Annotated in this window: 18 protein-coding genes; 5 read left to right on the top strand and 13 right to left on the bottom strand. The window is 71.4% G+C overall.

Annotation, left to right across the window (positions count from 1 at the left end; translation table 11 throughout):
- Positions 1 to 161: 161 nt before the first annotated feature.
- The gene (locus ACF1B9_RS22715) at positions 162 to 1094 is read right to left on the bottom strand and encodes a M56 family metallopeptidase (RefSeq protein ID WP_391743328.1); all 933 of its coding nucleotides are present in this window, start codon (positions 1092 to 1094) and stop codon (positions 162 to 164) included.
- Positions 1095 to 1097: 3 nt separating this feature from the next.
- Complete coding sequence (locus ACF1B9_RS22710) at positions 1098 to 1529, bottom strand: BlaI/MecI/CopY family transcriptional regulator (RefSeq protein ID WP_391743327.1); 432 nt, start codon at positions 1527 to 1529, stop codon at positions 1098 to 1100.
- A 198-nt stretch (positions 1530 to 1727) separates the two neighbouring features.
- Here ACF1B9_RS22710 and ACF1B9_RS22705 point away from each other — a divergent pair, with 198 nt between their 5' ends.
- Together ACF1B9_RS22705 and ACF1B9_RS22700 are read left to right on the top strand one after the other, a co-directional pair.
- Positions 1728 to 2303, top strand: coding sequence for a TerD family protein (locus ACF1B9_RS22705; RefSeq protein ID WP_365693083.1), 576 nt, complete (start codon positions 1728 to 1730; stop codon positions 2301 to 2303).
- Between the two features lie 225 nt (positions 2304 to 2528).
- On the top strand, positions 2529 to 3323 hold the full coding sequence (locus tag ACF1B9_RS22700; protein WP_391743325.1) for a hypothetical protein: 795 nt from the start codon (positions 2529 to 2531) through the stop codon (positions 3321 to 3323).
- Between the two features lie 53 nt (positions 3324 to 3376).
- Here the strand turns inward: ACF1B9_RS22700 and ACF1B9_RS22695 are convergent, their stop codons facing one another.
- Both ACF1B9_RS22695 and tatA read right to left on the bottom strand, forming a co-directional pair.
- Positions 3377 to 3955, bottom strand: a complete 579-nt coding sequence (locus ACF1B9_RS22695; RefSeq protein WP_391743410.1) for a TerD family protein — start codon at positions 3953 to 3955, stop codon at positions 3377 to 3379.
- A 364-nt stretch (positions 3956 to 4319) separates the two neighbouring features.
- Positions 4320 to 4601, bottom strand: coding sequence for a Sec-independent protein translocase subunit TatA (tatA, locus tag ACF1B9_RS22690; RefSeq protein WP_391743324.1), 282 nt, complete (start codon positions 4599 to 4601; stop codon positions 4320 to 4322).
- A gap of 142 nt (positions 4602 to 4743) precedes the next feature.
- Between tatA and ACF1B9_RS22685 the strand changes: the two genes are divergently transcribed.
- Both ACF1B9_RS22685 and ACF1B9_RS22680 read left to right on the top strand, forming a co-directional pair.
- Positions 4744 to 6249: an LCP family protein gene (locus ACF1B9_RS22685; RefSeq protein ID WP_391743323.1), complete on the top strand. Its 1506-nt coding sequence runs from the start codon at positions 4744 to 4746 to the stop codon at positions 6247 to 6249.
- Between the two features lie 435 nt (positions 6250 to 6684).
- The gene (locus tag ACF1B9_RS22680) at positions 6685 to 7293 is read left to right on the top strand and encodes a GPP34 family phosphoprotein (RefSeq protein WP_391743321.1); all 609 of its coding nucleotides are present in this window, start codon (positions 6685 to 6687) and stop codon (positions 7291 to 7293) included.
- A gap of 108 nt (positions 7294 to 7401) precedes the next feature.
- On the opposite strand, the gene ACF1B9_RS22675 is transcribed toward ACF1B9_RS22680, so the two are convergent.
- From ACF1B9_RS22675 to ACF1B9_RS22655, 5 genes are all read right to left on the bottom strand, one after another.
- Positions 7402 to 8481: a C40 family peptidase gene (locus tag ACF1B9_RS22675; RefSeq protein ID WP_391743319.1), complete on the bottom strand. Its 1080-nt coding sequence runs from the start codon at positions 8479 to 8481 to the stop codon at positions 7402 to 7404.
- Between the two features lie 43 nt (positions 8482 to 8524).
- Positions 8525 to 9007 (bottom strand): poly-gamma-glutamate biosynthesis protein PgsC/CapC, encoded by a 483-nt coding sequence (locus tag ACF1B9_RS22670; RefSeq protein WP_352269127.1) that lies wholly within the window; start codon positions 9005 to 9007, stop codon positions 8525 to 8527.
- Positions 9004 to 10743: a poly-gamma-glutamate synthase PgsB gene (gene pgsB, locus ACF1B9_RS22665; protein WP_391743317.1), complete on the bottom strand. Its 1740-nt coding sequence runs from the start codon at positions 10741 to 10743 to the stop codon at positions 9004 to 9006. The genes ACF1B9_RS22670 and pgsB overlap by 4 nt, the downstream gene beginning before the upstream one ends.
- Before the next feature lie 6 nt (positions 10744 to 10749).
- On the bottom strand, positions 10750 to 13047 hold the full coding sequence (locus ACF1B9_RS22660; protein WP_391743316.1) for a HAMP domain-containing protein: 2298 nt from the start codon (positions 13045 to 13047) through the stop codon (positions 10750 to 10752).
- Between the two features lie 307 nt (positions 13048 to 13354).
- The gene (locus ACF1B9_RS22655; protein ID WP_391743315.1) at positions 13355 to 14605 is read right to left on the bottom strand and encodes a CapA family protein; all 1251 of its coding nucleotides are present in this window, start codon (positions 14603 to 14605) and stop codon (positions 13355 to 13357) included.
- A 39-nt stretch (positions 14606 to 14644) separates the two neighbouring features.
- Between ACF1B9_RS22655 and ACF1B9_RS22650 the strand changes: the two genes are divergently transcribed.
- The gene (locus ACF1B9_RS22650; RefSeq protein ID WP_391795936.1) at positions 14645 to 15574 is read left to right on the top strand and encodes a hypothetical protein; all 930 of its coding nucleotides are present in this window, start codon (positions 14645 to 14647) and stop codon (positions 15572 to 15574) included.
- Between the two features lie 100 nt (positions 15575 to 15674).
- Here ACF1B9_RS22650 and ACF1B9_RS22645 read toward each other — a convergent pair whose 3' ends face one another.
- Genes ACF1B9_RS22645 through ACF1B9_RS22630 form a run of 4 tightly spaced genes read right to left on the bottom strand, consistent with a single transcriptional unit; the run spans position 15675 to position 24260 of the window.
- Positions 15675 to 17096 (bottom strand): TIGR02679 family protein, encoded by a 1422-nt coding sequence (locus tag ACF1B9_RS22645; protein WP_391743312.1) that lies wholly within the window; start codon positions 17094 to 17096, stop codon positions 15675 to 15677.
- The gene (locus ACF1B9_RS22640) at positions 17093 to 21349 is read right to left on the bottom strand and encodes a TIGR02680 family protein (protein ID WP_391795935.1); all 4257 of its coding nucleotides are present in this window, start codon (positions 21347 to 21349) and stop codon (positions 17093 to 17095) included. Before ACF1B9_RS22640 ends, ACF1B9_RS22645 begins: the two co-directional genes overlap by 4 nt.
- Complete coding sequence (locus ACF1B9_RS22635; RefSeq protein ID WP_391743309.1) at positions 21346 to 22602, bottom strand: TIGR02678 family protein; 1257 nt, start codon at positions 22600 to 22602, stop codon at positions 21346 to 21348. The genes ACF1B9_RS22640 and ACF1B9_RS22635 overlap by 4 nt, the downstream gene beginning before the upstream one ends.
- A complete protein-coding gene (locus ACF1B9_RS22630; RefSeq protein ID WP_391743308.1) occupies positions 22599 to 24260 on the bottom strand; it encodes a TIGR02677 family protein in 1662 nt (553 codons plus the stop codon). Before ACF1B9_RS22630 ends, ACF1B9_RS22635 begins: the two co-directional genes overlap by 4 nt.
- Between the last annotated feature and the right edge of the window lie 33 nt (positions 24261 to 24293).

Genomic DNA, 24293 nt, shown 5'->3' with positions numbered 1-24293 from the left:
CTCCGCGCCCGGCCCGTCGGCCGCTCGCTCACCACTGCCTCGTCCACCGCAACTTGCGGTGGACGAACCCTACATACCTGTAGAGAACAGCTGCTCCTGGCCTCCTCCTGACGGAGTGGCCATGGCCCGGCCGGCCGGCCGCACGAAGCGGCACGACTGTGTCATGACAACGGGGTCGCCGCTTCGAGTACGAGGAAGAGGGCGAAGGCGGCGTTGAGCGAGGACAACGTGGACACGGCGGTGCCCGCCGCCGCGAACAGGGCCGCGATGCCGGTCGCGGTGAGCGCCGGAGGCCAGCCGCGGTCGGGCGGAACGGGCCCCAGCAGCGCGGCGACCCGGCGCGGGACGGGTCCGGAGACGGCAAAGGCCGCGACGGTCGGCGAGACGGCCCGGTGGGAGATCAGAGCCGCCTTGCCGACGGCGCGAGCCGTGGTCCGCCGGTCGGTGACCCGCGCGGCCTCCTCGTCCGCCCAGCGTTCGGTGCTGTAGGCGACGGCGGCCCGCAGCGGGCGCAGCAGTGGGTTCGCCCCGCTCGCGAGCTGGGCGGCGAGCAGCAGGCGATGGTGGCGCCCCGAGAGGTGCGCGCGTTCGTGTGCGAGCAGCGCCCGCTGCTCGGCCTCGTCGAGGCACGCCAGCATGCTGGTGGACACCATGATCCGGCCGGGTGCGCCGGGCAGCGCGTAGGCGTACGGCACGGCGTCGGACAGGACCGCGACCTCGGCCCGCGACGGCAGCGCGGCGAGGACCCGGTGGGCGCGGGACCGGAAGCGGTAGTGACGGTGCACGGTGAGCACCCAGGCCGCGGCCACGGCCGCCAGCGCGACGATGGCCGCCTTGCCGACGAACCTGTCGTGCGGGACGGCCTCTCGTACCTCTTCGTCGGACCAGCCGTCGGGCAGCGGGTTTCCGGGAAGCTGGGCCGTACCGACGACCATCAGCAGCCCCAGACAGACCGTGCTGCACGACGCGAGGATCACCGCCACGGTGGTCAGCAGACGGGCGGCACGCCGTGGGTGCAGATGCTGCTCGGCCAGACGCGCGATCGGCAGCGCGGTCAACGGCAGCACCAGGGGCAGGAAGACGAAGACGCCCATCGCTCAGCTCTCCGGTTGTGCCGGCGGTGTTCCGGGCGCCGGTGGCGCACTCTCGTTGAGCAGCGACCGCAGCAACTCCTCGTCGTGCGAGGAGAGTGCCGAGACGAAGCTGGACAGCACCGCGTCGCGGTCGTCCTGTTTGTCGAGGAGCCGACGCATCCGCAGGGCCGTGAGTCCGGCCTCGTCCGTCGCGACCGGCCGCCACAGGACCGGACGCCCGGAGCCGGTTCGTGACACGGCCTTCTTCTCGTGCAGCCGTGTCAGGATGGTGATGACGGTGCTGTACGAGAGATCGCCGTCGAGTCGCTCCTGCACCCAGCTCGCGGTGACCGGCGTACGGGCGTCGCCCAGCACGGACAGCACCAGGGCTTCGAGCTCTCCCTGGCCCCGTCTGCGGGCGCGCTGCCCCGGCCGCCCGTCCTCCTCTGCGGTCACGACGCGGTCCCCTTCCCGTACGGTCGCCCGCTGTGCCGGGCGACGGGGCATCGTACCGACCGTCGCAGGCGATCCGTCCATGGCCGTCCGGACTACTGCCACTCATCAACTCTACAGTGTTGTAGATTTCAGTCTGCTGTCACAGAGCGCCCGGACGGTGACCGTCCGGGGCCGATGCCGTGAAGAGGGAGAATCGCTGTGGGTGTGAGCCTTGCCAAGGGCGGAAATGTCTCGCTGACCAAGGAGGCGCCGGGACTGACCGCGGTGCTGGTCGGTCTGGGCTGGGACGTCCGTACGACCACCGGAACGGACTACGACCTGGACGCCAGCGCACTGCTGTGCGACGCGTCCGGCAAGGTGCTCTCCAACGCGCACTTCGTCTTCTACAACAACCTCAAGAGCCCCGACGGCTCGGTCGAGCACACCGGCGACAACCTCACCGGCGAGGGCGAGGGCGACGACGAGATCGTGAAGGTCGATCTCTCCGCCGTGCCCGCCGAGGTCGCCAAGATCGTGTTCCCCGTATCCATCCACGAGGCGGAGGGGCGGGGCCAGAGTTTCGGACAGGTCCGCAATGCCTACATCCGGGTGGTCAACCAGGCCGGCGGGGCCGAGATCGCCCGCTACGACCTCAGCGAGGACGCCTCGACCGAGACCGCGATGGTCTTCGGCGAGCTGTACCGCAACGGCACCGACTGGAAGTTCCGCGCAGTCGGCCAGGGGTACGCCTCCGGCCTGAGCGGCATCGTCGCGGACTTCGGCGTCAGCCTCTGAACGCGGCGCGTCGCGCGACGCGCCCGCACCTGAGGACAGCGGCTCCGTGACCGCCGACCCGCGGCGCTCCGGGCCGGGTTGACGGCCCGCCACCATCGGCGGCGGCGACGGCGGGCTCGCCTTCGGGGCCGGATGCCCTCATCCGCCGCCCCGCCCGCGGCGGCTCGTACGCCGTCGCCGCCGCGAAGGCCCAGGACAACGGATCACACAAATCGGGGGGATGGAATGGACCGGTCGTTTCCACTGCGGGACGCGGACGGAGCCGACTACGCGTCAGCTCTCGACGACGTCATCGGGTCCGCGGAGATTCGGCGCCTGCTGGCTCAGTCCGGCATCGGCACGGACCAGTTGCGCGCCAGAGGCCTGGCGGCCGGTCCTCATGTGGCGTCGGCCGCCGAGTCCGAGTACCGGTCGTACACGGACCTGCGGCGACGAATCCAGGGCGGTGGGCCCGTCGATCGGGCGACGCCCCTGTCCGGGCCGGGGCACCAGGAGGACACGGGCGCGGGCCTGGTACCCGTTCTGGCAGTACTCACCCCGGTCCTCGCCGCAGTTGCCGCGGGCACGTTCCTTCTTCTCGGGTACGTGCTCCGGCTCGCCGACAGCATGCCCGCCATGGCCGGCACGCTGATCGGGGCGGGTTGGGTCAGCCTCGGCATCGCCGCGCTCACCGCCGCCTTCGGCATCCTCGCGCTCTACCGGACCGCCGCCGCGCACCGGGGACCCGGTACGAGCACCAGTGCGCCGCGGTCTCCCGGCCTCGACGCCGACCTCGATCGGGCGAGGGAGGCGTGGCTCCGAGCCCTGCGCCACAACGGCATCCGGCCGTTCCTCGTCGAGCAGCTCGCGCAGGAGCCCGCGGCGCCGGAGCCCGGCCGGAGTGCGGGCTCGGGCCACCGGCCCCGTTTCAGCAGCCCGGACTTCAGCAGCCCGGATTTCGGCCGCCCGGACTTCAGCAGCCCGGACTTCGTCGGCCCGGACTTCAGCGGACCGAACCTCCCCGGCACACGGCGCCCGTGATGCCTCCGGGGGCGGCCGCGCACCCATGGCGCGGGGCCGCCCTTCCTCCCGGCTCAGGCGATGTCGACGCCGTAGTCGACGGCGATACCGGCCAGACCGGATGCGTAACCCTGGCCGATCGCGCGGAACTTCCATTCGCCACCCCTGCGGTACAAGGCACCGAAGACCATCGCCGTCTCGCTCGCGGCGTCGTACGAGAGTTCGTAGCGGCACATCTCCCGGCCGGTGAGGTTGTCGAGCACGCGAATGTAGGCGTCCTCGACCTGCCCGAAGTTCTGGCCGCGGTTCTGGGCGTCGTGGATGGAGACGGTGAAGACGATCTGCCCGGTCTTCTCGTCGAGCCGGTCGAGGTCGACGAGGAGCTGCTCGTCGTCGCCGTCGCCCTCCCCTGTGGTGTTGTCGCCGGTGTGCCGCACCGCCCCGTCCGGGCTGGTGAGGTTGTTGTAGAAGACGAAGTGCCGGTCGGAGACGACCTTCTGGTCCGGTCCGCAGATGATCGCGGACGCGTCGAGATCGAAGTCCGTGCCGCCGACCGGACGGGCGTCCCAGCCCAGGCCTACCGTGACGTCCGCGAGCGGGGTGCCGTCCTGGTTCAGGACGACATTCTGACCCTTGGCGAGACTGACGCCCAACACCACTGCTCTCCTTCGACACACGCCGGTGATGCGCCCGCCGGAACAACAGGGCTCCGCCGGACGCGTAGTGAACCCACCATATTCAAATATTGCGCAACCTTTAAAGTCGCCGCGGGGTGACAGCCCCGGACGCGGATGCGGCGGCCACCCCCGGGGCCGCCGTTCTCGGAAGAGACCCCCGGGGGGCGGACCGTGCGTACGGGTCGCGGACCGGCTCCCGGCGGCGCAAGCGGCATGCGCCCGCAACCAGGACCCACCCGCGCGCCGGACCCGTACACGCAGACGCAGACGGAAGCGCGGCACACGCACCGCCGCGACCTCACCGTACGAACCGAGCCACCTCGCGGCGGACGCGCGACGCTCAGTGGCGCTCGGTGCCACTCTCCGCCACCGGACGGGCCGAGGCGGCATCGCCCGGGGCCGACCGGATGATCCTCGGGGCAGGCGGTTCGGGGGCGTCGGCCTCGGAAGCGGCCGACGGGGACGCCCCCTCCTCCTTCATGGCCTTGGTCTCGCTCTTCAGGATGCGGAGCGACTTCCCCAGCGCCCGTGCGGTGTCGGGCAGTTTCTTCGAACCGAACAGCAGGACGATCACGAGCCCCAGGATCAGCAGATGCCAGGGCTCCAGCGCGTTACGGAACACTCCACCCCACCCTTCTCTCTCCTCGATGGACCACGCGGGGCGCCATCTCTCGGAAATGCTTGCTACATTGCGCAACTGTACAACCGTCGAGTCGGGAACGGTCACCCCTTCCCCCTGACCGGAACTGATGGGGCGTGGACGAATGACAGGCAGCCGCCAGGCATCCCGGCACCGTGCGCGCGCAGCGGCCGAGCACAGTCGACGGCGCAAACGGAGCCGCACCCGGACCGTCCTCACCGTCACGGTCTCACTGCTCGTCCTGGTGACGGCCGGCGCGGGCTGGGTCTACATGCGGCTCAACGGGAACATCAGCACGTTCAACTCGGACGGCGTGTCCGGCGACCGGCCGCCCGCCTCCACCAAGGGGTCGAACGTCCTGGTGATCGGCTCGGACGGGCGGACCGACGGCAACAGCGATCTGGGTGGTGGGGACAAGGACGACATCGGCCGCTCCGACACCGCGTTCCTGCTGCACACGTACGCGGATCAGAAGCACGCCATAGCCGTCTCCATCCCGCGTGACACCCTGGTCGACATCCCGCCCTGCAAGCTGCCCGACGGCACCTGGTCCCGGCCGCAGACCGACGTCATGTTCAACGCGGCGTACTCGGTGGGCGGGACGGCCAAGGGCAACCCCGCCTGCACCCAGAACACGGTCGAAAAGCTGACCGGGTTGCGCGTCGACCACACCGTCGTCGTCGACTTCAAGGGCTTCGCGACGATGACCGAGGCCGTCGGAGGCGTCGAGGTCTGCCTGCCCCAGGACGTCTATCAGCGAGACCTCAACCCCAATCGCCCCACTCGTGGCAAGCGCATCTTCGCCAAGGGCCCGCAGACCGTCTCCGGCCAGCGGGCGCTCGACTACGTGCGCATCCGGCACGGCATCGGCGACGGCTCCGACATAGGCCGCATAAAACGCCAACAGGCCTTTGTCGCCAGCCTGTTGAAGCAGATAAAGAGCGACGGACTCACGCCCACCAAACTGCTGCCGCTCGCGGACGCGGCCACCAGGTCGATGACCGTCGACCCGGGACTCGGCTCCGCGGACAAACTGGTCTCCTTCGCGATGTCGATGAAGGACATCGACCTGCACAACACCAAGTTCGTGACCGTGCCGTGGAAGTACCAGGGTGCGCGCGTGGCGATCGTCCACCCCGACGCCGACGCGCTGTGGGCGTCGCTCAGGGCCGACCGCACCATCGACGGCCAGGACGCCGGCGGAAAGGGGGACGCGGAGACGACCGCGCCGTCACCGGGCGCCGACGAACCGGACTACGGCACCGGTGTCTCCGTGGCCGTCTCCAACGGCACCACCGTCACCGGCCTCGCGGCCCGTGCCGCCCACATGCTCGAAGAGCACGGCTTCACCGTCACGGACACCTCGACGGCCTCGGTCCGCACCCAGGTCAAGACCGTGATCGAATACGGCCCCGGCCGGAAGGACCAGGCCGGGAAGGTCGCGCGGGCCCTCCCCGGCGCGGAGCTCACCCCGGTCGCCACGACCGGCATCGCGGTCGTCCTCGGCACGACGTACGCGACCGAGCCGGAAGCCACCGCGTCGGCCCCGCCGTCCGCCGTGCCCTCCCAGGTCACCGCGGACGCCCGCTCCGCCGACGACAACCCCTGCTCCAACCTCTCGTACGGATAGCGCGGCCCGCCGCGTCGAGCGGCCTCGAACTGCGCCGGTTTCCGGTGCCCCGAGAGCCTCCGGCCATCCCCTCGCACCACTGGGGCCGTCGGCTTCCCGCCGGGGTGCGCGTCCCCGGCGGGACGGGTGGCAGCGCGGGATGCGGCTGACGTCCTCGCTTCGTAGACTCGAATGCGAGCGTGACTCGGACTCGAATGGGGGCGTGATCGCCGTCGGCAACGGGTCGGACGGGGTCGGTGTGTCCACCGCCTCATCCGTCACAGCGAGAGACGAGTGCCACTCCGCCGGGCACCGCGGCCCCCGAAGCGCCCGCGGCATCATCGTCGGCGACACCGGCGACCGCAGCTTCTCGCCGCGTGACGGCGTCGATGGCGTCGACGCCCAGGCGCCCCTACACCCGCCCGACACCCGGACGCCCCTGACGTGGAGCCATTCATGAGCACACCGCGGGACCTGTTGATCGCCGCCATCGACAGAGCGGCAAGCCGCCCCCTGGAGCGAGGCGATCTCTCGCTGGTGCTCGCGGGAGCGGAGGTGATCGATCTCCTGGGTGCCGAGGCCGTCAGGCTGGACGGCGATCGGATCGTGCCGGGCCACGCGCCGGCGATGGAGGATCCCCTGTTGGACGAGGCCGTGTCGTCGCTCGTCCGGCAACCGCCCTACGAATCGCTCGACGACTGGCTGTGGCGCCGAGGCCGCGGTCTGTCCACGGCCTATCTGGCCGCCCTTGAGGCGGAGGGACAGCTCACTGCGCAGAGCCGATCCCGCTGGGTGCCTTCCGCGACCAGTCGGATGGTCCTTGCCGATTCGCCCGCCCGTCGCCGGGCGGCGGACCGCTGGAATGCCGATGAGCCCGTCCTCGCCGCGCTCGCGGCGGCGGCCGGAATCCGCGACAAGCCTACCGGTGACTCCCCGGGCGTGCCCGAGGAGTCGATCACGACGGTGCTCGCCGCAGTGGACGACGCCCTGCGCGACCTTGAGTTCCAGCGGCAACGGCGAGCGATCGACGAGGCGGCCTTCGACAACATCTGGCGCGGCCAATGACGAAGGCGCGGACGGCCCGGACGGCCTCCGGCCCCGTGCCCCGCCGCCCGGAGCCACGCCGAGCGGCGGGCCTCCGGGCGGTGCGGCGCGAAATGGCCGGGGGCTGCTTCACAGGCGCTTGGCGCTGCGCAGCGTAGCGGCGTAGTAGCCGTTCCCGTCCAGCCTGGAGGTCCCGCCCTTGTCGCCGATGGTCGGACCGTTGACCTCTTCCCGGCTGGACACGAAGATCTTGTGCCCGTCGGTGTCGTGCCCCATGTACATGCCGACGTGGTCCAGTCGCTGCTTGGTCCGCTGGTCGAGCTTGAAGAAGACCAGGTCTCCCGGTTGCAGCACGTCGATGTTCTTCGGCCGGTCCGCGGGGGTGATGCCCTTGAGTTCGATGACGTCCGCGCCGCGCCCGGAGCGGGCCATGCCGTTCGCGGTGCGCGGCAGTCCGTCGCCGAGGGCGTCGGTGGCCATCAGCGGATAGCGGGCACGGTAGCCGAAGACCGTGCGGATGAAGCCCGAGCAGTCCATCGAGCGGGCGCGCTCGGCGCGCGGCTGCATCGTGGTGCCGTTGCGGAAGGTGTACGGGATGCCGAGGTAGTCGAAGAAGTCGGACTCCTCCAGCCGGTAGTCGTTGCCCGGACTGCCGTTCGGGTTGATCGGACCGAAGTTGGCGTCCCCCGCGTACGGGACCCCCTCGTCGTCCTTCTTGATCGGCGCCTGGTCGACGTACTGGAAGGCCATCGCGAAGAGGTCGTCCTCCTCGCTGCCGAAGAACTCCTTGAACCAGTCCTTGAACCACTTCTCCTTCTCGGAGCCCTTCTTCCACTGGTACGGCATCAGCCGGACCCAGTCCTCGGTGACGACCCGGGACTTGGTGTAGGCGGGTTCGGTGAACGTTCGGCTGGGACCGGTGAGCGTGGCGGTGCGGGCGCCGTCGGTGAAGCTGGCGAGGACCTCGCCATCGGCACCGCGCAGCAGGGTGCGGGCAGGGTTCTGCAGTCGTTCCCAGCTCTTTTCGCCGTTGAGACCGGCGCCGGAGGAGCGCAGGGCGGGGTTGTCGGTGACGGCCTGCACGGCGGGGGCCTTGGCCTGCTCGTCCTTGCGCAGTTCGACGGTGAGGTAGGCGCTGCCCGCAAGCAGGCTGATCACCGTGACGGCATGCAGCACCGGGCGGGGGCCACGCTTGGTCTTGGCACTCATGGGTCGGTCAGCTCCGGGTGGTGGGTCGAGCGGTGTCGGTCGGTCAGACGGTGGGCAGGGCGCCGAGCAGGATTCCGGCGGTGAGTACGACGTACGCCATCAGCGTCACCGTGCCGGTCGCGAGCAGCGTCGCGCCCTTGGGCTGGCGGACGAGCTGGTAGGCGATGAGGCCCGGGACGATGAAGCCGAGCGTCTGGTTGGTGTACATCAGCGGGAATTCGAGCGACAGCACGATCATCAGCGTCGCCTGGAAGATGACGCCGGTGAGCACGACGGTGGAGAACAGCCGCTTGCCGTAGAGGATCACGACGCGCTGGAGGCCGAGGACGGCGACGTACGTCAGCACGGTGACGCCGACCACCATGGCCGCGCGCTGGAGGTCCTCGACGAGAGTGAGGGCCAGCCAGCCCGGGGTGATCATGCCGCCGGGCGAGAGGTTGGTCGTGAGGTAGCAGACCAGGGAGAACATCAGCCCCAGAGCGATACCGATCGCGGCGATCTCGGGGGTGAGGACGGAGGGGATCAACGGGGTTCTCCTGGGTTGTGCTGCTGGGCCGGGGCGGGCCGCCGAACCGGCTCGAACGGACCGCGTGCATGAGGCTTCGCGGGCGGTTGCTCCGGACTCTGCGCCGGAATCCCGGATGTCGGCCGGGGCTGTTGCGTCGGCTGTCCCGGCTGCTCCTGCGGGGGCTGTTGCGGCTGCTGTCCCGACTGCTCCGGTCCGGGCTGCTGCGTCGGCAGTCCCGGCTGCTCCTGTCCGGGCTGCCGGGGGCGTACGGCGAGGGGCAGCACAGCCGGCTGACGCTGCTGGTACCGGGCCTCGTAGGCCTCGGGGTACGGCGCGAACGGGTCGAGGCGCGGCGTGTACCGCGGAAGCGCGAGCGTCTCGTCGTGCCGCACATGGCCCGGTTCGAGGGCGGGCGCCTCGCGCCGGGGCTGGGCCGGGATCACGGGAACGGCCGCGGTGGGCGGGCCGTCGTCGTGTGATGCGGCATGTGCCTCGTCGGGCAGGCCGTCCCGCGCGTCCTTCATGTCCCGCGCGTCCCTCACACCCGGCGCGTCCGTCGACTCGTCCGCCGTCTCGTCCGCGGGGAGTTCGGCCAGATGCTCCAGCAGGACTTCGCCCTGCCCGTGGATGTTGCCGATCGCGACGAGCGAGGACTCGGGGCCGAGCCGGTCGAGCAACTGGCGCATGAACTCCTCGGGATCGCGCTTGTCACCGCCCAGATCGACCGCCGTGTGCCGCCACTCGGCGGGGATGGCGTCGATGGCGCTCTTCGCCGGGTGCCCGATGACGAAGACCTTCTCCGGCTGGAGGTCGGGGATGATCTGGCCCATCTGCCCATTGCGCTCGACCCGGTCGGGGCGGCAGTTGATGACGACGTTCAGCGGCCGGCTGATCGCTCCCAGGTCGAGCAGCTGGTTGATGTTCATCAGCGTCGACTCGGGGTCGTTGGCCGCGAAGACGTTCGCGAACCGCAGTCGCTTGTCGTCGTGGGTGCGGTACCGCTCGACCGAGAGGACACCCGGGTCCGGCGGGGCGTCGTACATGCCCTGGAGCGCGGTCTCCCGGTCCACGCCGAGGAGCTCGGCGACGGCCAGCGCGATCGCCACGTTCTCCTTGAAGGTGAACCAGCTGAACCCGCGCAGCTCCGCGTCGCTCACCGTCTCCGGGTCCGCGTAGATCAGCTTGCAGTCGCGGGCGTCCGCCTCCTCCTGGAGGATGTCGAACCGGTCCTTCTCGGCGGTGACACAGATGCCGCCCTCCGGCATCGAGCGGCACAGCGAGCGGGCCACGTCGTCCAGGGTCGGGCCCATCTCGGCCAGATGGTCCTCGCGTACGTTGCAGAGCACGCCGATCGTCGATCGGATCAGCTTCGACTGGTTGATCTCCTGGAGCGCCGGCATGACGGCCATGCATTCGATGACGAGCGCGTCCGGGTTGTACGCGGCGGCGCGTCGCACGATGCCGATCTGCTCCACCACATTGGCTATGCCGAATTTGCGGTAGACCGGCTCCTCGGTGGCATCCGGGTGGATGAAGCGGGCCGCGGTGCCGGTCGTCTTGGCGACGGTGACGAGGTCACCGCCGCGCAACGCGCCGGCGCAGAGCCGGGTGATGGAGCTCTTGCCGCGGATGCCGTTGACCAGCACACGGGTCGGGATCCGCTCCAGATTGCTGAAGTGGCGACGTTGCTCGACGATGCCCGCGATCAGCAGGATCGCGCAGCACATCACGAGCACGGTGTAGAGGAAGAGCAAGGCCGATCAGTTCCTTCCGGCGAGGGGGGCGCCGTCGCGTCTGCGCTGCTCCTGGAGCTGCTGCCGGACGAGTTCGAGACTTCGCGTGACCGCGCCGACCTCGTCGTGGTGGTGCGGGAAGAGCACGGTGCGCCGATCGCCGTCGGCGAGCGCCTCGGCCTTGCCGGCCAGTTCGCGCAGCGGCCGTACGACGACGATGTGCAGCCAGCCGAGGCAAGCGGCGGCGGCGGTGATGCCGAGCAGCCCGGCCAGGACGGTGCGGTTCTGCAGGCTGTACTCGGGGATCGCGAGACCCGGGGCGGGCTGCCAGCTGACCACCGTCCAGCCGAGCTTCTTCGCTGCCCCGCCGCCGACGAACGGTGCGGCTCCGGCGACCTGGACTCCGTCACCGTCGCGGTACATGACACCGCTGGCGCGGGCGCTGAGGCCGGTCTTCTGGTTGGTGCCGGTCGCCAGTTCGTCGAGCCGCTTCGGAAGGCTCTGGAAGGCGAGGTAGCCGGTGTTGCCGCCGAGGACCCGGCGTTCGTCGTCGACGACCCGGATCTGGCCGAGGCCGGGGCGCTTGAGCAGCGAGTTGATGAAGTCGATCCGGAACTCACCGATCACGGCGGCTCCGTCGCGGCCCGGGATCTCGGCGTATCCGGCGATGACGGGCTCCTTGCCCGACTCGTTGAGGACGCTGATCGGCTGCGCCGACAGTTTGTCGTCGCCGCTCCCGCTCGCGGGCAGGCCGTGCGGGGACTCGCCGGCCCGGGCGAGGACGGTGCCCTCGGCGGAGCGTACGTACAGCGACCGGTAGCGCACGTGCTCGGTACGGGTGCGCTCCAGGACCTTCTTCATGTCGTCGGGGCTGGTCCGGTTGCCGATCAGCGCGGAGACGGAGACCAGGTCGGCGTGGCCCTCGTTGAGCGCGCGGCGCACGCGGTCGGAGAGCGTGTCGGTGCGCTCGCGCTGGTCGCTGATGATCTGTTCCGGTACGGCGACGGTCGAGTCGGCGCGGTTGAAGAGCAGCAGCATCGGCGCCGACCAGGCGAGGAGCAGGACACCGCAGACCACGACGAGGCCGCGGGTGCCGACACGGCGGCGGCGCGACGCGCCGGAGGACGCGTCGGTGGTGCCGGCCGGTTCGCCGAGGAGCTGGCGGCGGAGCCGTTCCAGGGCCTGCCCGATCCGCGCTGCCTCGCCGTACCTCGGGACGGTGACGGGACGGGTCAGATCGCCGCGGGTGAGCCGGCGGCTCTCCAGGAAGAGTTTCAGCAGCGGTCGCTGGACCGTACCGAGCAGGAGGGCGACCGCGAGGGCGCCGATCAGCAGCAGCGCGGCCGCGGCGAGCAGTCCGAAGAGCGGCCCGGCGACCCTGGTGGGGTCCACCGCGACATCGACCATGGAGACGACGGTCAGGCCGAGCGCGGTCGCGACAGTCCCTTCGCCGGGCTCCGGGCCGGTGAGCGTGGCGTATCCGGCGATGGAACGGTCGCCCTCGAAGGAGTCGCCGAGCAGACTGCCGCTGACCCCGAGGAAGCCGCCGGAACCGGGCTCCTTCGCCTTGAGCGGGTGCTCCGCCGACTTGACGGCGGCGATCTTGGAGAAAGCTTTCAGCTGCTTGTTGGAGCGCTTGACGCCTTCGCGCTGAAGATCGGTGAGGACCTGCTCGGGTTCCGGAATGCCGTCGCTGCTGAGGATGCGCCCCTCGCTGTCGATGACGGCGATGGAGCGGAACTGCCCGAGGCTGATGCCCGGGAAGCGCAGACTGCTCGAAGCGATCAGCAACTGCTGCGGCCGGTCCGGCCAGGACAGCAGCGCGAAGGCGAGCAGCCGGGTCTCGCCGTTCTGCAGCCGCACCATGCGCGGGCTGAGACCGTCCTTCTCGGCGAGCTTGCTCGTGTCCACGGCGGTGACCGGCACGTTCTCACCGCGCGCGGCAAGCATCCGCCCGGACTTGATCTCCACGACGGCCGTGCCCATCCATTTCTGGTAGACACTGCCGATCTTGTCGAGGACGGCGTCCGGCGAGACCGGATCGCCGGCGCTGAAGAGCCCGGCGGTACGGGTCAGGTCGGTGGCGCTCTCGTCGATCGAGGCGCGCATGGCGACGGCACCGTCCTCGGCGAAGTGCTGCTGCGAGGTCAGCACTGCCTCGGGTACGGGGTCCTGACCGGCTCTCCCCAGACCGAGGGCGGTGATGCCCGCGAGGGAGAGCAGCAGGGCCGAGAGGACCGCGATGGGTGGACGGATGCCACCCAGCAGCGACATGTCGGCCCGGCGTCGGACCTTGTGCCGCCGCTTCGCAGACGAAGCGGCCATAAATGTTGCCTTTCAGGTTCTGGCCCGAGTTGAGGCCCGCGCCGATGCATGCCATGGGGATGGAGCGATCAGTTCCACGACCCGGAAGCTCAGCGGAAAGTTGTACGGAGAGTTGTCGGTGTGACGTACGCGACGTTTAAAGCTCAATCCTTGACTTCGGGCCCACTCGGCGATCACTCAGCTGTGCGTCACCTGTCGGAAAACTGTGAGACACCTGTGGGACAGCCAGGAGTCGACCACCGGCCGGCTACTGCTCGGCCGCTGATCGGCGGGAAGGTCGGCGTACGGTCGTCCTGGAGGACGGTGATCAGTCCGGGAGGCCCTCCAGCGGCTTCAGACCGTCCTTGGCGGCACCCCGGTTGAGCATCGTGCCCTGGGTGCGCTCGAATGCCAGCCGGTATCTCGCCCGTTCCTCGGCCGAGAGGTCCTTGCCGCCTCGCAGGGATTCGGCCAGATTCAGCAGCCGGTGGTCCTTCACCGCGCCCCGCTCACCGGCCGCCTTCACGGAGTCCGGGTCGCTCTCGTCGACGTCCGGCGGGATGGTGACGAGCGTGGGTACGTAGCGCGCGTCCACATCCCATGTGTCGCCCCGCTTGTGGAACTCGAACCAGCCGATGACGCCCTCCTCGGTCAGTCCGGACGGCACGTCGTGGCGCGCCAACTGGTTGCCGAGGCCGTACGCCACCCATGTGCCGTCGACCTTCTCCATCGGCTGCACCACGTGCGCGTGGTGGCCGATCACCAGGTTGATCCCGGTCTCCCTCGCCAGCCTGCGGGCCAGCTTCAGCTGCGGAGCGCTCGGATCCGGGTGATGTTCGCGGCCCCAGTGGATGCTGAGGATCACCACTTCGGCACCGGCCTTGCGGGCAGCCTTCTCGGCGGCGGCGATCCTGTCGAAGGAGTTCTGGTTGACGAGCCAGGGCTTGTCGGCCGGGATCTCACGACCGTTGAACCCGAAGGCGTACGACAGTTGGGCGACCTTCACGCCCTTCACGTCCATGATCAGCGGCTTGGCCGCCTCCGCGCCGCTGCGCGCCGAACCGGTGTGCTTGAGACCTGCCTTGTCGAGGGTGTCGAGCGTGCGCTTCACGCCCTCGGCTCCGTGGTCGAGCGTGTGGTTCGACGCCGTCGAGCAGGTGTCGTAACCGACATCCTTGATCGCCGTGGTGATCTGCGGCGGTACCAAGAAGTCCGGGTAGCTCTGGAACGGCCCCTCCGGCTTGCCGATGACCGGCTCGAAGTGGCAGATCGCCAGGTCGGCCTTGCTGATCACGGGCTTGACCCCGGCCATGATCGCACCGAAGTCGAGCCCGTCGGCTGCGGCGCCGCCGCTTCCGGCACCCTTGCCGTCGGCCGACTCGGCGTCCTTGCGGGCCTGCTCGGTCAGCTGCGGGTGGATCAGGATGTCGCCCGCGGCGGCGACGGTGAACGACGGGCCCGACTGCGCGTCGGCGGAGTCACTGTCACTGCCGGGCAGGGAGCAGCCGGCCGCGGTGGCGGCGAGGAGCGCCAGCACGGCGGCGCGGGCCACGAAGGAGTTGAGAGGGAATGATGACACCCCTGATATTTTCGTTTGGATAGGACACGGGACCCTGCCGTGAAGATAACGATCAAGGCAATACTGCTGAGTACCGTGGTGATATTGGTCACGCTCGGTGCGCTGGTGGCGGTTCTCGTACCGTCCGGCGACCGGCCCCGGCACGGTCCGGCCGCTCCCGACGCCCGTGACGGCGACGACCTGGCCCGGCGCATCACCGAATTCACCAGAGGAACGGTCGCGCACAGCGACTATCAGCGGCCTCTGCCCGCCCAACGCCGCACTGTCGCCGAGGCCGTCGGTCTCTTCCTGGACGGCCACCGGGCCGAAGCCGGGCGCCGCCTGGCCGAGGTCGACTTCGGCATCCGTACCTTCACCGACACCGGGACCGGCCGGCGCTTCGCCGAGATCGCCGACCGCGCGGCGGAGGTCAGGCGGGGCTGGGGCCGGGTCTACGTCGACCTCGGCGCCCCGACCCGCTGGTCGGTCCAGGTCCCGCATCCGGTCGCCGACACGCGCAGCGAGCAGCTGGGCATCGGGGTGCTGCGCGCCAGGACCGGTGGGGTACTGGTGCTGGCCGGCGCCCACCGGAACGCCGGGAAGGGGGACCGCGCCGATGTCGCGCACCGCAGCGACTCGGTGTTCGACGTGGTCTGCGACGAACTGGTCCGGCGCCGGCTGCCGGGCCTGCAGGTGCACGGCTTCGCCGACTCCACCGAACCGGACTACGACGTCATCGCGTCCACCGGCAAGGGCGACCAGGGCCGTGCGGCGGCCCGCCGCACGGCGACCGCCCTGCGGCGGGAGGGCTTCGCCGTCTGCCGGGCCTGGGCACGGCGCTGCGCGCTGGAGGGCCGCAGCAACGAACAGGGGCGACGCGCGGCGGCGGACGGTGTCCCGTTCCTCCACCTGGAGTTCAGCCGGAGCGTGCGCGACGACGACGAGCGGATGGGGCAGGTGGCCGGAGCGCTGGCGACCACGCTGCCCTGAGGTGAGGCACGCAGGGCATGTCGCGCGGCGGACGTCCCGGAGCACCCTTGGTCCACCGGTCCCGACGGACCCGAGTACCCCACCGGTCCCGGCCCGACGCCTACCGGGTCGTACTCCGCGACGCGCTCGGTGCGGAGCGCTCGGCACTTCCGGATGCACCTCGACGGGCCTGCTCTCCCAGGTCCGAGAGCAGATCGTCGAGCACCGCCTCCTCTTCGACACGGACTCCGTGCTCGGTGAGGGCAACGCTCAAGGCCGGATCCCACGGAGTCGCGGCGGACGCGCCGGCCAACTGCTGCGGCTCCGTCACCCTGGACACGGCCGCCCGGTAGTCGGCCGCTCCATATCGCCAGGGCCGCCACGGGGCACCACGCCCCAGCACGGTGGCGATGCGCACCCCACCCCAGTCGAAGTCACCGTGGTAGAGAAGTTCGGCTCCCTGCGCGGACAGGCCGCGCAGCAGAGTGAGCGCGGCCGCCGAGGGCTGTCCCTGGAGGCACACCATGGGCGGGCAGGCCGGGCCGAGGGCGTCGGCAGCGGCGGACAGGACGGCCGGGTTCTCACACACGTGCACGACTCCTGTCCCTGAGCGGACGCTGCTCGGAGCGTGGCGAGTGAGCGAACGCAGCGTCAGGACCGCGGGCTCCCCCGCGTCGGCCATCCAGTCGAGGGCCGGTGTACCTCGCAGGTTGAGGGTCAGGACGGTCGATGACACATCGTCCTTGAGCAGTCCGGCCGAAGCCCAGGCTTCCCGTCGCCACTCGGCACCGGAGCCGTCAGGAAAACCTGTGAGGGACCGGAGCCCTGACAGGACGAGAGCGGCGAGCGGAGTTCCCTCGTCCAGGGCATGGGCACCGGAGAGATGGCGTGCCGCGAACGTCGCACGTGACGTCGGGGGAACCGCGGGCAGCGCGCGCAGCGCCCGCACAGCAGCGCTCACCAGAGGGCCGGCGACTTCCGGCGTGCGCGCGAGCCGCCGTACGAGACCGTCCCTGCGGATCCGTTCCGCCCAGTCGGCCAGCCCGGAATCCAGGGCGTCGAAAGGGGCGTAAGCCTCCTCCCAGGCCCGTTCCTCCCTGCCCCGCACCTCCGCGTGCACGGCGACGGGTCCGGTCAGGGCCACCACCGCGGCCCCCAGGCCGTCGCGGCTGACACCTGAGCGGCGCAGGATCGCGTCCACCGCGTCGAGGCGTACCGACAGGGAGCGGCCCGCGCTCGGAGCGCGTCCCAGAAGGCGCTCGGCGGCTTCGCGTTGGAGTTCGTCGGGGTGCGCCAGGGTCACCGCGCCGGTGAGGGGCCGGCCGTCGGCCATCCGCCGCCGGACGCGTTCCAGGAACCAGGCGAGGCCGGGGTCTCCGAGCAGCCGTCCGAGGCGTTCGGCGTCGGCCCGGCCGGTCTGTCCTTCGGTCTGCGGTGTCCCGGGCTGCTCCGCCGCCACGACGTCCGTCGGTCCCTCCCGCTGCCCCGGTGCCCGAGGTCCGGGCGCCCGTACGGCAGCGGCCGGCCGAGCGGGAGGGTTCACGTCCACAAAGACTCCTGTTCTCCGATGCCCTCCGCACCAGCGTTCCGCGCCGTTCCCGTGACTGGTCCCGCCGCGTCCTGGCCCTTCCTTTCGCGGCCATCGACCTGGAGGGGAACCGCCGTCGCACGCTGGATGGCGCCTGGCTCGGTGCCGCGCCGTCGGTCGCTGCCGTCCCATTCCCAGCGGGTCACCAGGACGGCGTCGATGTCGTCGACGCGGGAGAGCTGTGCGATGGCGATGCCGGGCACCTGCGGGTAGCAGGCCCACTCCCGTTCGCTGGTCATGACGACATCGAGGTCGAAGGCACGCAGCAGGCCGAGACACTTGGCGCGGGAGTCGTCGTCCACTCCGGCGAACGCCTCGTCCAGGGTGACCAGTCGGGGCGCGTGCGCGCCGCTCGCGCTCGCGTAGTGGGAGGACGCGGCGGCGAAGAGGGGCACGGACGCAGCCAGGACGCGCTCGCCGCCGGAGGCGGGCCCGGTGGCCGGCACCCACTTGCCGTGCTGGTGCCGTTCGACGCCGAACTCGTGCCAGGCCCGGTAGTCGAGGGCGGCGGTGAGGTCCTCCTGCCAACTGCCCGTGCTGTCGTCGGCCTGGCGGCGAGCGATCTGCTCCTGGAGAAACACGCCGACCGCGGCCCTGTCCTGCGGCGACCAGGCGTCGGCCGACTGGCGCAGCCGTTCCCGGGCCTGGGCCAGCCCTTGCGGGGCCCGGCGGGAGGCCCGCCACACCAGGCGCAGCTTCATTCCGGTCGAGGTCGGGCGCTCCTCCAGTTCCTGGTTCATGGCGCGTACCTGGCGTTCGGCGGCTCCGATCAGCTCCTGGAGTGTCCCGGCGACCTCGGTGATCAGATGGGTCTCCAGGATCTCGCGTTCGTGCGCCGACAGGATGCGGGTCAGTTCGGCGACCTCTGTGGCCAGGGCTTCGGCGAGTTCGGGCACGGCGCGTTGCCGGCCCTGGTAGACGACATCGACCCGCATGCCGTCCTCGCTCGGACGGGCCGTGGCGGTATGACCGTGCCGGGAGAGCGCGTCCTGCAGCCTGCCGAACTCCTCGCTCAGTCGCTTCTGAACGCGTTCCCAGGCCGCGTCCGAATCGTCGGTGGACGAGAGCCGGGACTCGATGGCACGGGCAAGACTCACGGCAGGGGTCGCCGCCCACGTTCCGCCGCCGTCGTCCGGTACGCCGATGTCGGGCAGGGCGACGGCGAGCAGCCCGGTCGAGACGAACCGCTGGAGCGCCGCGACGGCGCGCTCACGCGCGGCCGTGGCGTCCGTGACGTCCTCGGTGAGCCGCTCGATACGCCCCTCGGCATGGCCCGCCCGCCGGTCCGCGTCACGCATGTCCGCCTGTGCCCGCTGCTGTTCGCTCCCACAGACGCGGACGGCGGCCGCGGTCTCCTCCAGCCGCCGCTGGAGTTCGGCGACGGCCGCGCCGACGGTGGAGCGGAGAGTCCGCAGGTGTTCGTCCGCCGAGGCGGCGAGACGGGCCGCTTTTGTGGTGCGCTCCGCGAGTTCGGAGACGAGGAGTCCGGCCCGGTCCGTCTCGGCCTGATCCCCGGTGACCGCGTGCTCGGCGTCCGCGCGCTCACGCAGAGCCGGCCACAGCGCCGCGAGGTGGGCGGTGTGATCGGCGAGCGCCTGGCGCACGGAGGCCAGCCCCTCCCGGTCGGCGGGGAGGGTCATGGCGGCTGCCGTCTCGCTGAGTTCGGCCGCCGTACGGTCGGCCTCGTCGGCCGCCTTGTCCAGTTCGGCAGCCCGTTCCTGCTGCCGGGTACGGGCCCGTCGAGCCGCGTCGGCCGCAGCGGTGACCCGTGCGTGCGCGTGGCGCAGGTCGTCGTCGCCGGGTACAGCCGCGAGCTCGGCGTCGAGTTCCTCACGGCGCCCTGCCACCGCGCGCAGCGCCTCGGCCAGCTGCTCGCTCTCCGCGTCCAACGCCTTCCGCTCGACGTGCAGTTCGCCGATGCGGCTGCGGCGCGCTTGTTCCCGCGCTCCTTCCCCGACGTACTGGGCGCTGTCCTTGGCCCAGCTTCCGGTCAGCGCGCCGACGCGGAAGCGCCCGTCCGTGGCGACCCAGGTGCGGTTGCCGCCCGTCTCCGGGACCTCCTCCGCCGGTCCGTCGCCGTCCCCCGCCGATCCGTCGCTGTTCTTCCCGGCCAGCCCGATCGAGGCCAGCAGGCGCAGGACCGTCTGTTCTCCCACGGCGGCGGCCCCCACATCGGCGTGGTTGACCGCCGGACACAGCACGCGGTCGAGGGCGCCTTTGCCGGGCAGGTTCAGGGGGTCGAGGAGCACGTCGTGCCCGTCCGCCGCCACCGCGGAACCGTCCGGCCGTACCCAGGCGTCGAGGAGCCCCGACGCCTCCAGCGCGGCCTCCAGTCCCGCGCGTTCGGCCTCGGTGACGTGCGGACGGAAGTCGACGAGCCGCCACAGCGGGGCTCCGAGACCTCGTGTCCGGACATCGGGAGTGCGGGTGTACGGAGCGGACGGGCCTCGCTGACCGCCCGTTTCCAGCGCGGTCAGTTCCTGTGCCACCAGCCGCTGCCGCTCCGCCGTCGCCGCCTCGCGATGGACCAGTGCGGCGGCCTGGTCGGCCAGGTGGGAGGCGAGAGCGCGGTGGGTTCCGGCCGCGGCGACACGTGCCGGGTGAGGACCGTCCAAGCCACTCACCCACCCCTGCACCGCGTCGAGGACCCCCGGCAGGCCGGCCACCCGCAACTCCACACACCCGGACAGGTGTTCCCGCACGGCCGCGACGAGCACGCGCCCGGCTTCCGCGACGCCTTCCTCGGCCTCGGCCAGCAGCTCCCCGCCGTGCACGGCCTCCTCGTCGGCCTCGTCGGCGCGCAGTCGGGCGGCCCTGCGTGTCTCCTCGGCACGCTCGGCCCGCTCGGCGAGGGCCTCCACATGCCCGACGGCACGCCGTCTGCTCGCCGTCGCCTCGTCCGCCGCGCGGCGCAGGGCCGTGGCGGAAGCTCCCTCTGTCCGCGGGACGTCGAGCCGGGCCGCCGCGGCACTCCCGGCCACACGGCCCAGGATGTCGTCCAGTGTCTCCTGCGCGCCGGTCAGCCGGTTCGTCGCGGTGGCGAGCCTGCCCAGGGCCCGGGTGTGTGACTGGGACGCCGTCTGCCGGTCCGCCTCGGACCGCGACAGGTCCGCCGCCGTACGGGAGGCGTCGGCCGCCGCCTGGTCGAGTGCGCGGGCGTCGCGCATCTCGGGCCCGGTCCGCAGGGCCGCGTCCTGCGCGCTCAACCGCGCCGCGCGCTCGTCGAGCGACGCCGCCCGCTCCCGGGCCTCCGCCCGGTCCGCCACGGCCTGTTCACGATCGCCCTGTGCCTTGAGAAGCTCTCGCTGGATGTGCTCGTAGCGGGCGTGTTCGGTGCGGGGCAGGCGGGCCCGGCGCCGGGAGGCGATGCGGGCGTAGCGCCGATAGTGGTCGAGGAACGCCGACGAGGCCCCTTCGGCCTCGCGCGCCGCCCGCAGTTCCTCCTTCTCCTCGTCCAGCGACCGGAAGGCCTCCGCCGCGTCGGCGACGACCGCCTGATCCATCGGCGGCAGCGCCTCCGTCAGCGCCCGGGACAGGGCGGCTTCGTTGGGACGCTTGGACAACTGGGGCTGCCGCAGCTGGATGAGGAGGTCGACGAGCGCGCCGTAGCGCCGCTCCCCCAGCCCGAAGAGAGCTTCGTCGACCGCTCGGCGATACGTCTTCGCCGTGTCGTACACCATGCCGCGGCCGCCGACGGCCTCCGCGAGCCGGTCCCGGGACAGGGCCGTGCCGGTCGCGTCGAGCAGGTCGAGTCCGGCGCCGATCCGCTGGTCGGTCACCGCGAACCAGTGGCGGGCGATGCCGCGTCCGGCGACGGCCTTCAGCCCGCAGAGCAGCGTACGGAAATGGGGCTCGCCCGTGGTCTCGTCGAGCCGTCCGAACTCGATCCAGGTGTAACCGAGCCGTTCCGAATGCGGGTGCTCGCCGCCGAGCAGCAGGTTCCACTCCATCCGCTTGCCGGGGTCGCCGTCGGGCTCGACCCGGCGGGCGGAGAGGTCCCCGTCCAGCAGGAACGGCAGGGTCAGGGCGAGCACCTTGGACTTGCCGGTGCCGTTGTTGCCGCGCAGCAGCAGTCGGCCGTCGCGGAACCAGAACTCCTCGACGTCGTAGTGGAACAGGTCGACGAGCCCGATGCGCAGGGGCCGCCACCGGCCGGGTGCGGGGCTGGGGAGGGCGGGGGCCGGGGGCGCGGTCAAGGCGCGGTTCACCTTTCGTCCTTCATGGTTGTGTCCTGTGACGTGGGAGGGCTCCGACGGGCCGGCGCCGTCTCCGGCTCTCTGACGACGGCCTCGCCGACCGCGTACCGCGCGAGGGCCGGCCGCGGCACGACACCCCGTTCGGTGCGCTCGGCGAGCCCCAGCGCCTCCAGCTTCGCCAGGGCCTGCTCCACGAGTGCGGGCTCGGCGCCCGGCTCTCTGGCCGACTTGGCCCAGAAACTGCCGTGCTCCGCGGCGAGTTCACGCACCCGCAGCGCCAGCTCCGCCGGTGTGACGGGCCGGTCGGCCCCCGCCAGGTGCTGGGCGAGCAGCAGGGTGACGTGCCCGTGCGTGCCCTGTTCCGGCATGCGTACGTCGGTGAGGTCGTCCAGAGGATCGACCATGGCGATGCCTTCGGCGCGCACCTCGGCCACCAGCCCGGTCAGCTCGCCGATCCGCGCGGTGATGAAGCCGCGCTGCCGGGTGAGGTAGGCCAGTTCGTCGTCTGCGAGGTCGTCGTAGTAGAGCACCGGGTCGTCGAGGAGGCGACGGGTCAGCTTCCAGCGGATCGCACGGAACCTCAAGTCGTCGCTGTCGAGGGCGGTCTGCGCCGTCATCTCCACCAGCCGCTCCTCGAAGTCCTCGGCTTCGACGAGGGAGGGGCCGCGCAGGGACGCCGGCATTCCGGCCAACACGCGCCGCCGTACGTCGTACAGCACGTCCCCGGATCCGCTGACGTACGCCTCCTCGTCACCCGCCACCCTCCGCAGCACTCCGACCCGCAGCAGCAGTCGCACGACGGCCGCGAGGTCGAGGCGCTCGTCGCGCCGTTCCAGGGTGAACGTGATCCCGGCGGCGACGAGTTCGGGATCAGCGGCGGCCAGCACGACCTGTTCGGCGAGACGGCCGAGGGCCACCTGGGCCTCGCCCCGCTCCAGCGCGGCCAGCGTCAGGCAGAGCAGGACGTAGCGGCGCCGGGTGAAGGGCAGCGCGGTCCGGGCGGCCTCGCGGGCGGGATGCGTGGCGTCGGTGAGGGTGCCCGGTGTTTTGCGCAGCCGCGCGGCGTCGGCGTCCGTGCGCAGCGTCCAGCCGACGTTGCGCTCGAACCACTCGCGCAGTTCGGCGGTGTGCCGTCGCACCAGCCGGAACTCGTCGGCGTGCGGCCCGTCGGCGGTGAGCAGCGGCTCCTTCAGCAGGGCGCGCGCGGCGCGCTGGAGATCGGCCTCGCGCTGCCCGTCGAGGATCTCGGCGAGCGGGCCGGTCACAGCGCCTCCTCCGAGCCTGTGGCCGGCCCGATCCCCACCGGGGCGGGCACGGGAGCGACGGCGGGCGGACCGAACCGGACCTCCGCCGTGAGGTCGATGATGTCGATCAGATGGTCGGGTCCGCTGAACACCCCATCCGGTGTGTGCACTTCGGCCGTCGAACCGTCGTCGAGTGCGGTCAGCCGGATCTCCATGGAGCCGTCCCCGCTGGTGGCCACGGTGGTCGTCATCTCCGGCCGCCAGGTGGCGAGTGCGTCGCCGAGCAGCCGCAGGAACAACTGAAAGGCCATCGGATCGAGTTCCCCCAGCCGGGACAGCCGCACCGGCCCGCCCGTCGCGAGCCGCTCCCGCGCCTCTTTGACCTCCCCCGCCTGCCGGGCGGCGATCTCGGCGAGCCTGCGCTTCGCCTCTCCCCGGTCGGCCACCCGGCGCGGTTTGCCGCGCCGCTCATAGCTGCCGGTACGGCGCAACTGAGGGCTGATCCGCAGCGGTCGCGACTCGGCCCACGGCGTCGAGGCCGGCTCGGGCGCGGCCGTCCGCTCGGCGAGGGTGTCGCCGTCGACGGTGAGATGCCGGGACGGATACAGCCCGAACGCCACCCGCCACAGCCGGTGCCGCGCCGCGTCGTCCGGCGCCTGGGCGAACCACCGCGCCAGCGTGCGGAAGTCGGCCGAACGATCGGAACGTCCGGCTCGCCTCTCGTTCAACTGCCGTACGACGGCGAGGAGCTGCGGAATCGACCCGAGCGCGCGCCCCCGCAGCAGCCGGGCCTGCGACTCCCGCCCCTCCCCCGACACGAACCACTGCGCGAGCCCCGACCACCGGCCCGCCCACCGCTCGTACGCCAGCGCCTCCGCGTGCTCGGCGTCCTCGGGAGAGGCGTCGGCAGCCTCCCGGGCGGCGGCAAGCCGCAGCAGCGGTTCCACCCGCCCCTGATCCTCCAACTCCCCGATCAACAGCGCGATCCGTCCACCGAGGGTGATCAGGTCCTGGATGAACCGCTCCAGATACTGAATCAGCCGGTCCTTGTACGCGAGGAACGCCTCGACCTCGATGTCGTGCAGATCAATGGTGCGCTGGAGCGACCCCATGAAGGCACGGGCGTTGTCGGCAAGGTCGGCAAAGCGCGCGGTCAGCACGGACAGGGCTACGTAAGCCTTCGCCGGATCCGGCTCGTCCTCCGCCGCGATCACCAGCAACGCCCGCAATTGCGTGACGATGTCATGCAGCGCGACCGCCTGCAGCTCCCCGCGCCGCCCCAGCACCTCGTCATACGTCCCCAGCGCCGCCTCGGCCGCCTCACCGGCCCGCGTGAGCTGGTAGATGAACCGCCTGCGGTAGAAGTCCTCGACCGCCGTCACCCGTGCGTGGTCCGGATCGGCCCGCAGATTCCCCCAGACGACGAGGCTGTCCAGCGCCTTCACCACCGCCTCGACATCGGCGGGCCGGCTCCCCGCGTCCAGAGCGGCGTACACCTCCTCGGGCCGCAGGTGCACGGCGAACCTTTCCTTGGCAACGAGGAAGGCACGCATCACCTGACGGTAGAGGGGAGCGTTGGGGACGGTGAGGTGGGCGAAGGGGGAGTAGTCGGCGGGGGGCGGGGTGGCGGGCTCGGACGCCTGAGAGGACTGGTCGGGGTGGGAGGTCTGGAATGTCATCGTCGGTCCATTGTCCCGGACCCGTGCCCGCGC

Origin of the sequence: Streptomyces sp. NPDC014727 (assembly GCF_043083485.1) — a bacterium.
In the GTDB taxonomy this organism is placed as follows: Bacteria; Actinomycetota; Actinomycetes; order Streptomycetales; family Streptomycetaceae; genus Streptomyces.
This window is presented reverse-complemented; position numbering and strand designations above follow the sequence as displayed.

Excerpts from the sequence above, each read along its gene's own strand:
- ACF1B9_RS22675 (WP_391743319.1), bottom strand. The coding sequence starts at position 8,481 with ATGAGTGCCAAGACCAAGCGTGGCCCCCGCCCGGTGCTGCATGCCGTC.
- ACF1B9_RS22680 (WP_391743321.1), top strand. The coding sequence starts at position 6,685 with ATGAGCACACCGCGGGACCTGTTGATCGCCGCCATCGACAGAGCGGCA.
- ACF1B9_RS22700 (WP_391743325.1), top strand. The coding sequence starts at position 2,529 with ATGGACCGGTCGTTTCCACTGCGGGACGCGGACGGAGCCGACTACGCG.
- ACF1B9_RS22660 (WP_391743316.1), bottom strand. The coding sequence starts at position 13,047 with ATGGCCGCTTCGTCTGCGAAGCGGCGGCACAAGGTCCGACGCCGGGCC.
- ACF1B9_RS22685 (WP_391743323.1), top strand. The coding sequence starts at position 4,744 with ATGACAGGCAGCCGCCAGGCATCCCGGCACCGTGCGCGCGCAGCGGCC.
- ACF1B9_RS22715 (WP_391743328.1), bottom strand. The coding sequence starts at position 1,094 with ATGGGCGTCTTCGTCTTCCTGCCCCTGGTGCTGCCGTTGACCGCGCTG.
- ACF1B9_RS22630 (WP_391743308.1), bottom strand. The coding sequence starts at position 24,260 with ATGACATTCCAGACCTCCCACCCCGACCAGTCCTCTCAGGCGTCCGAG.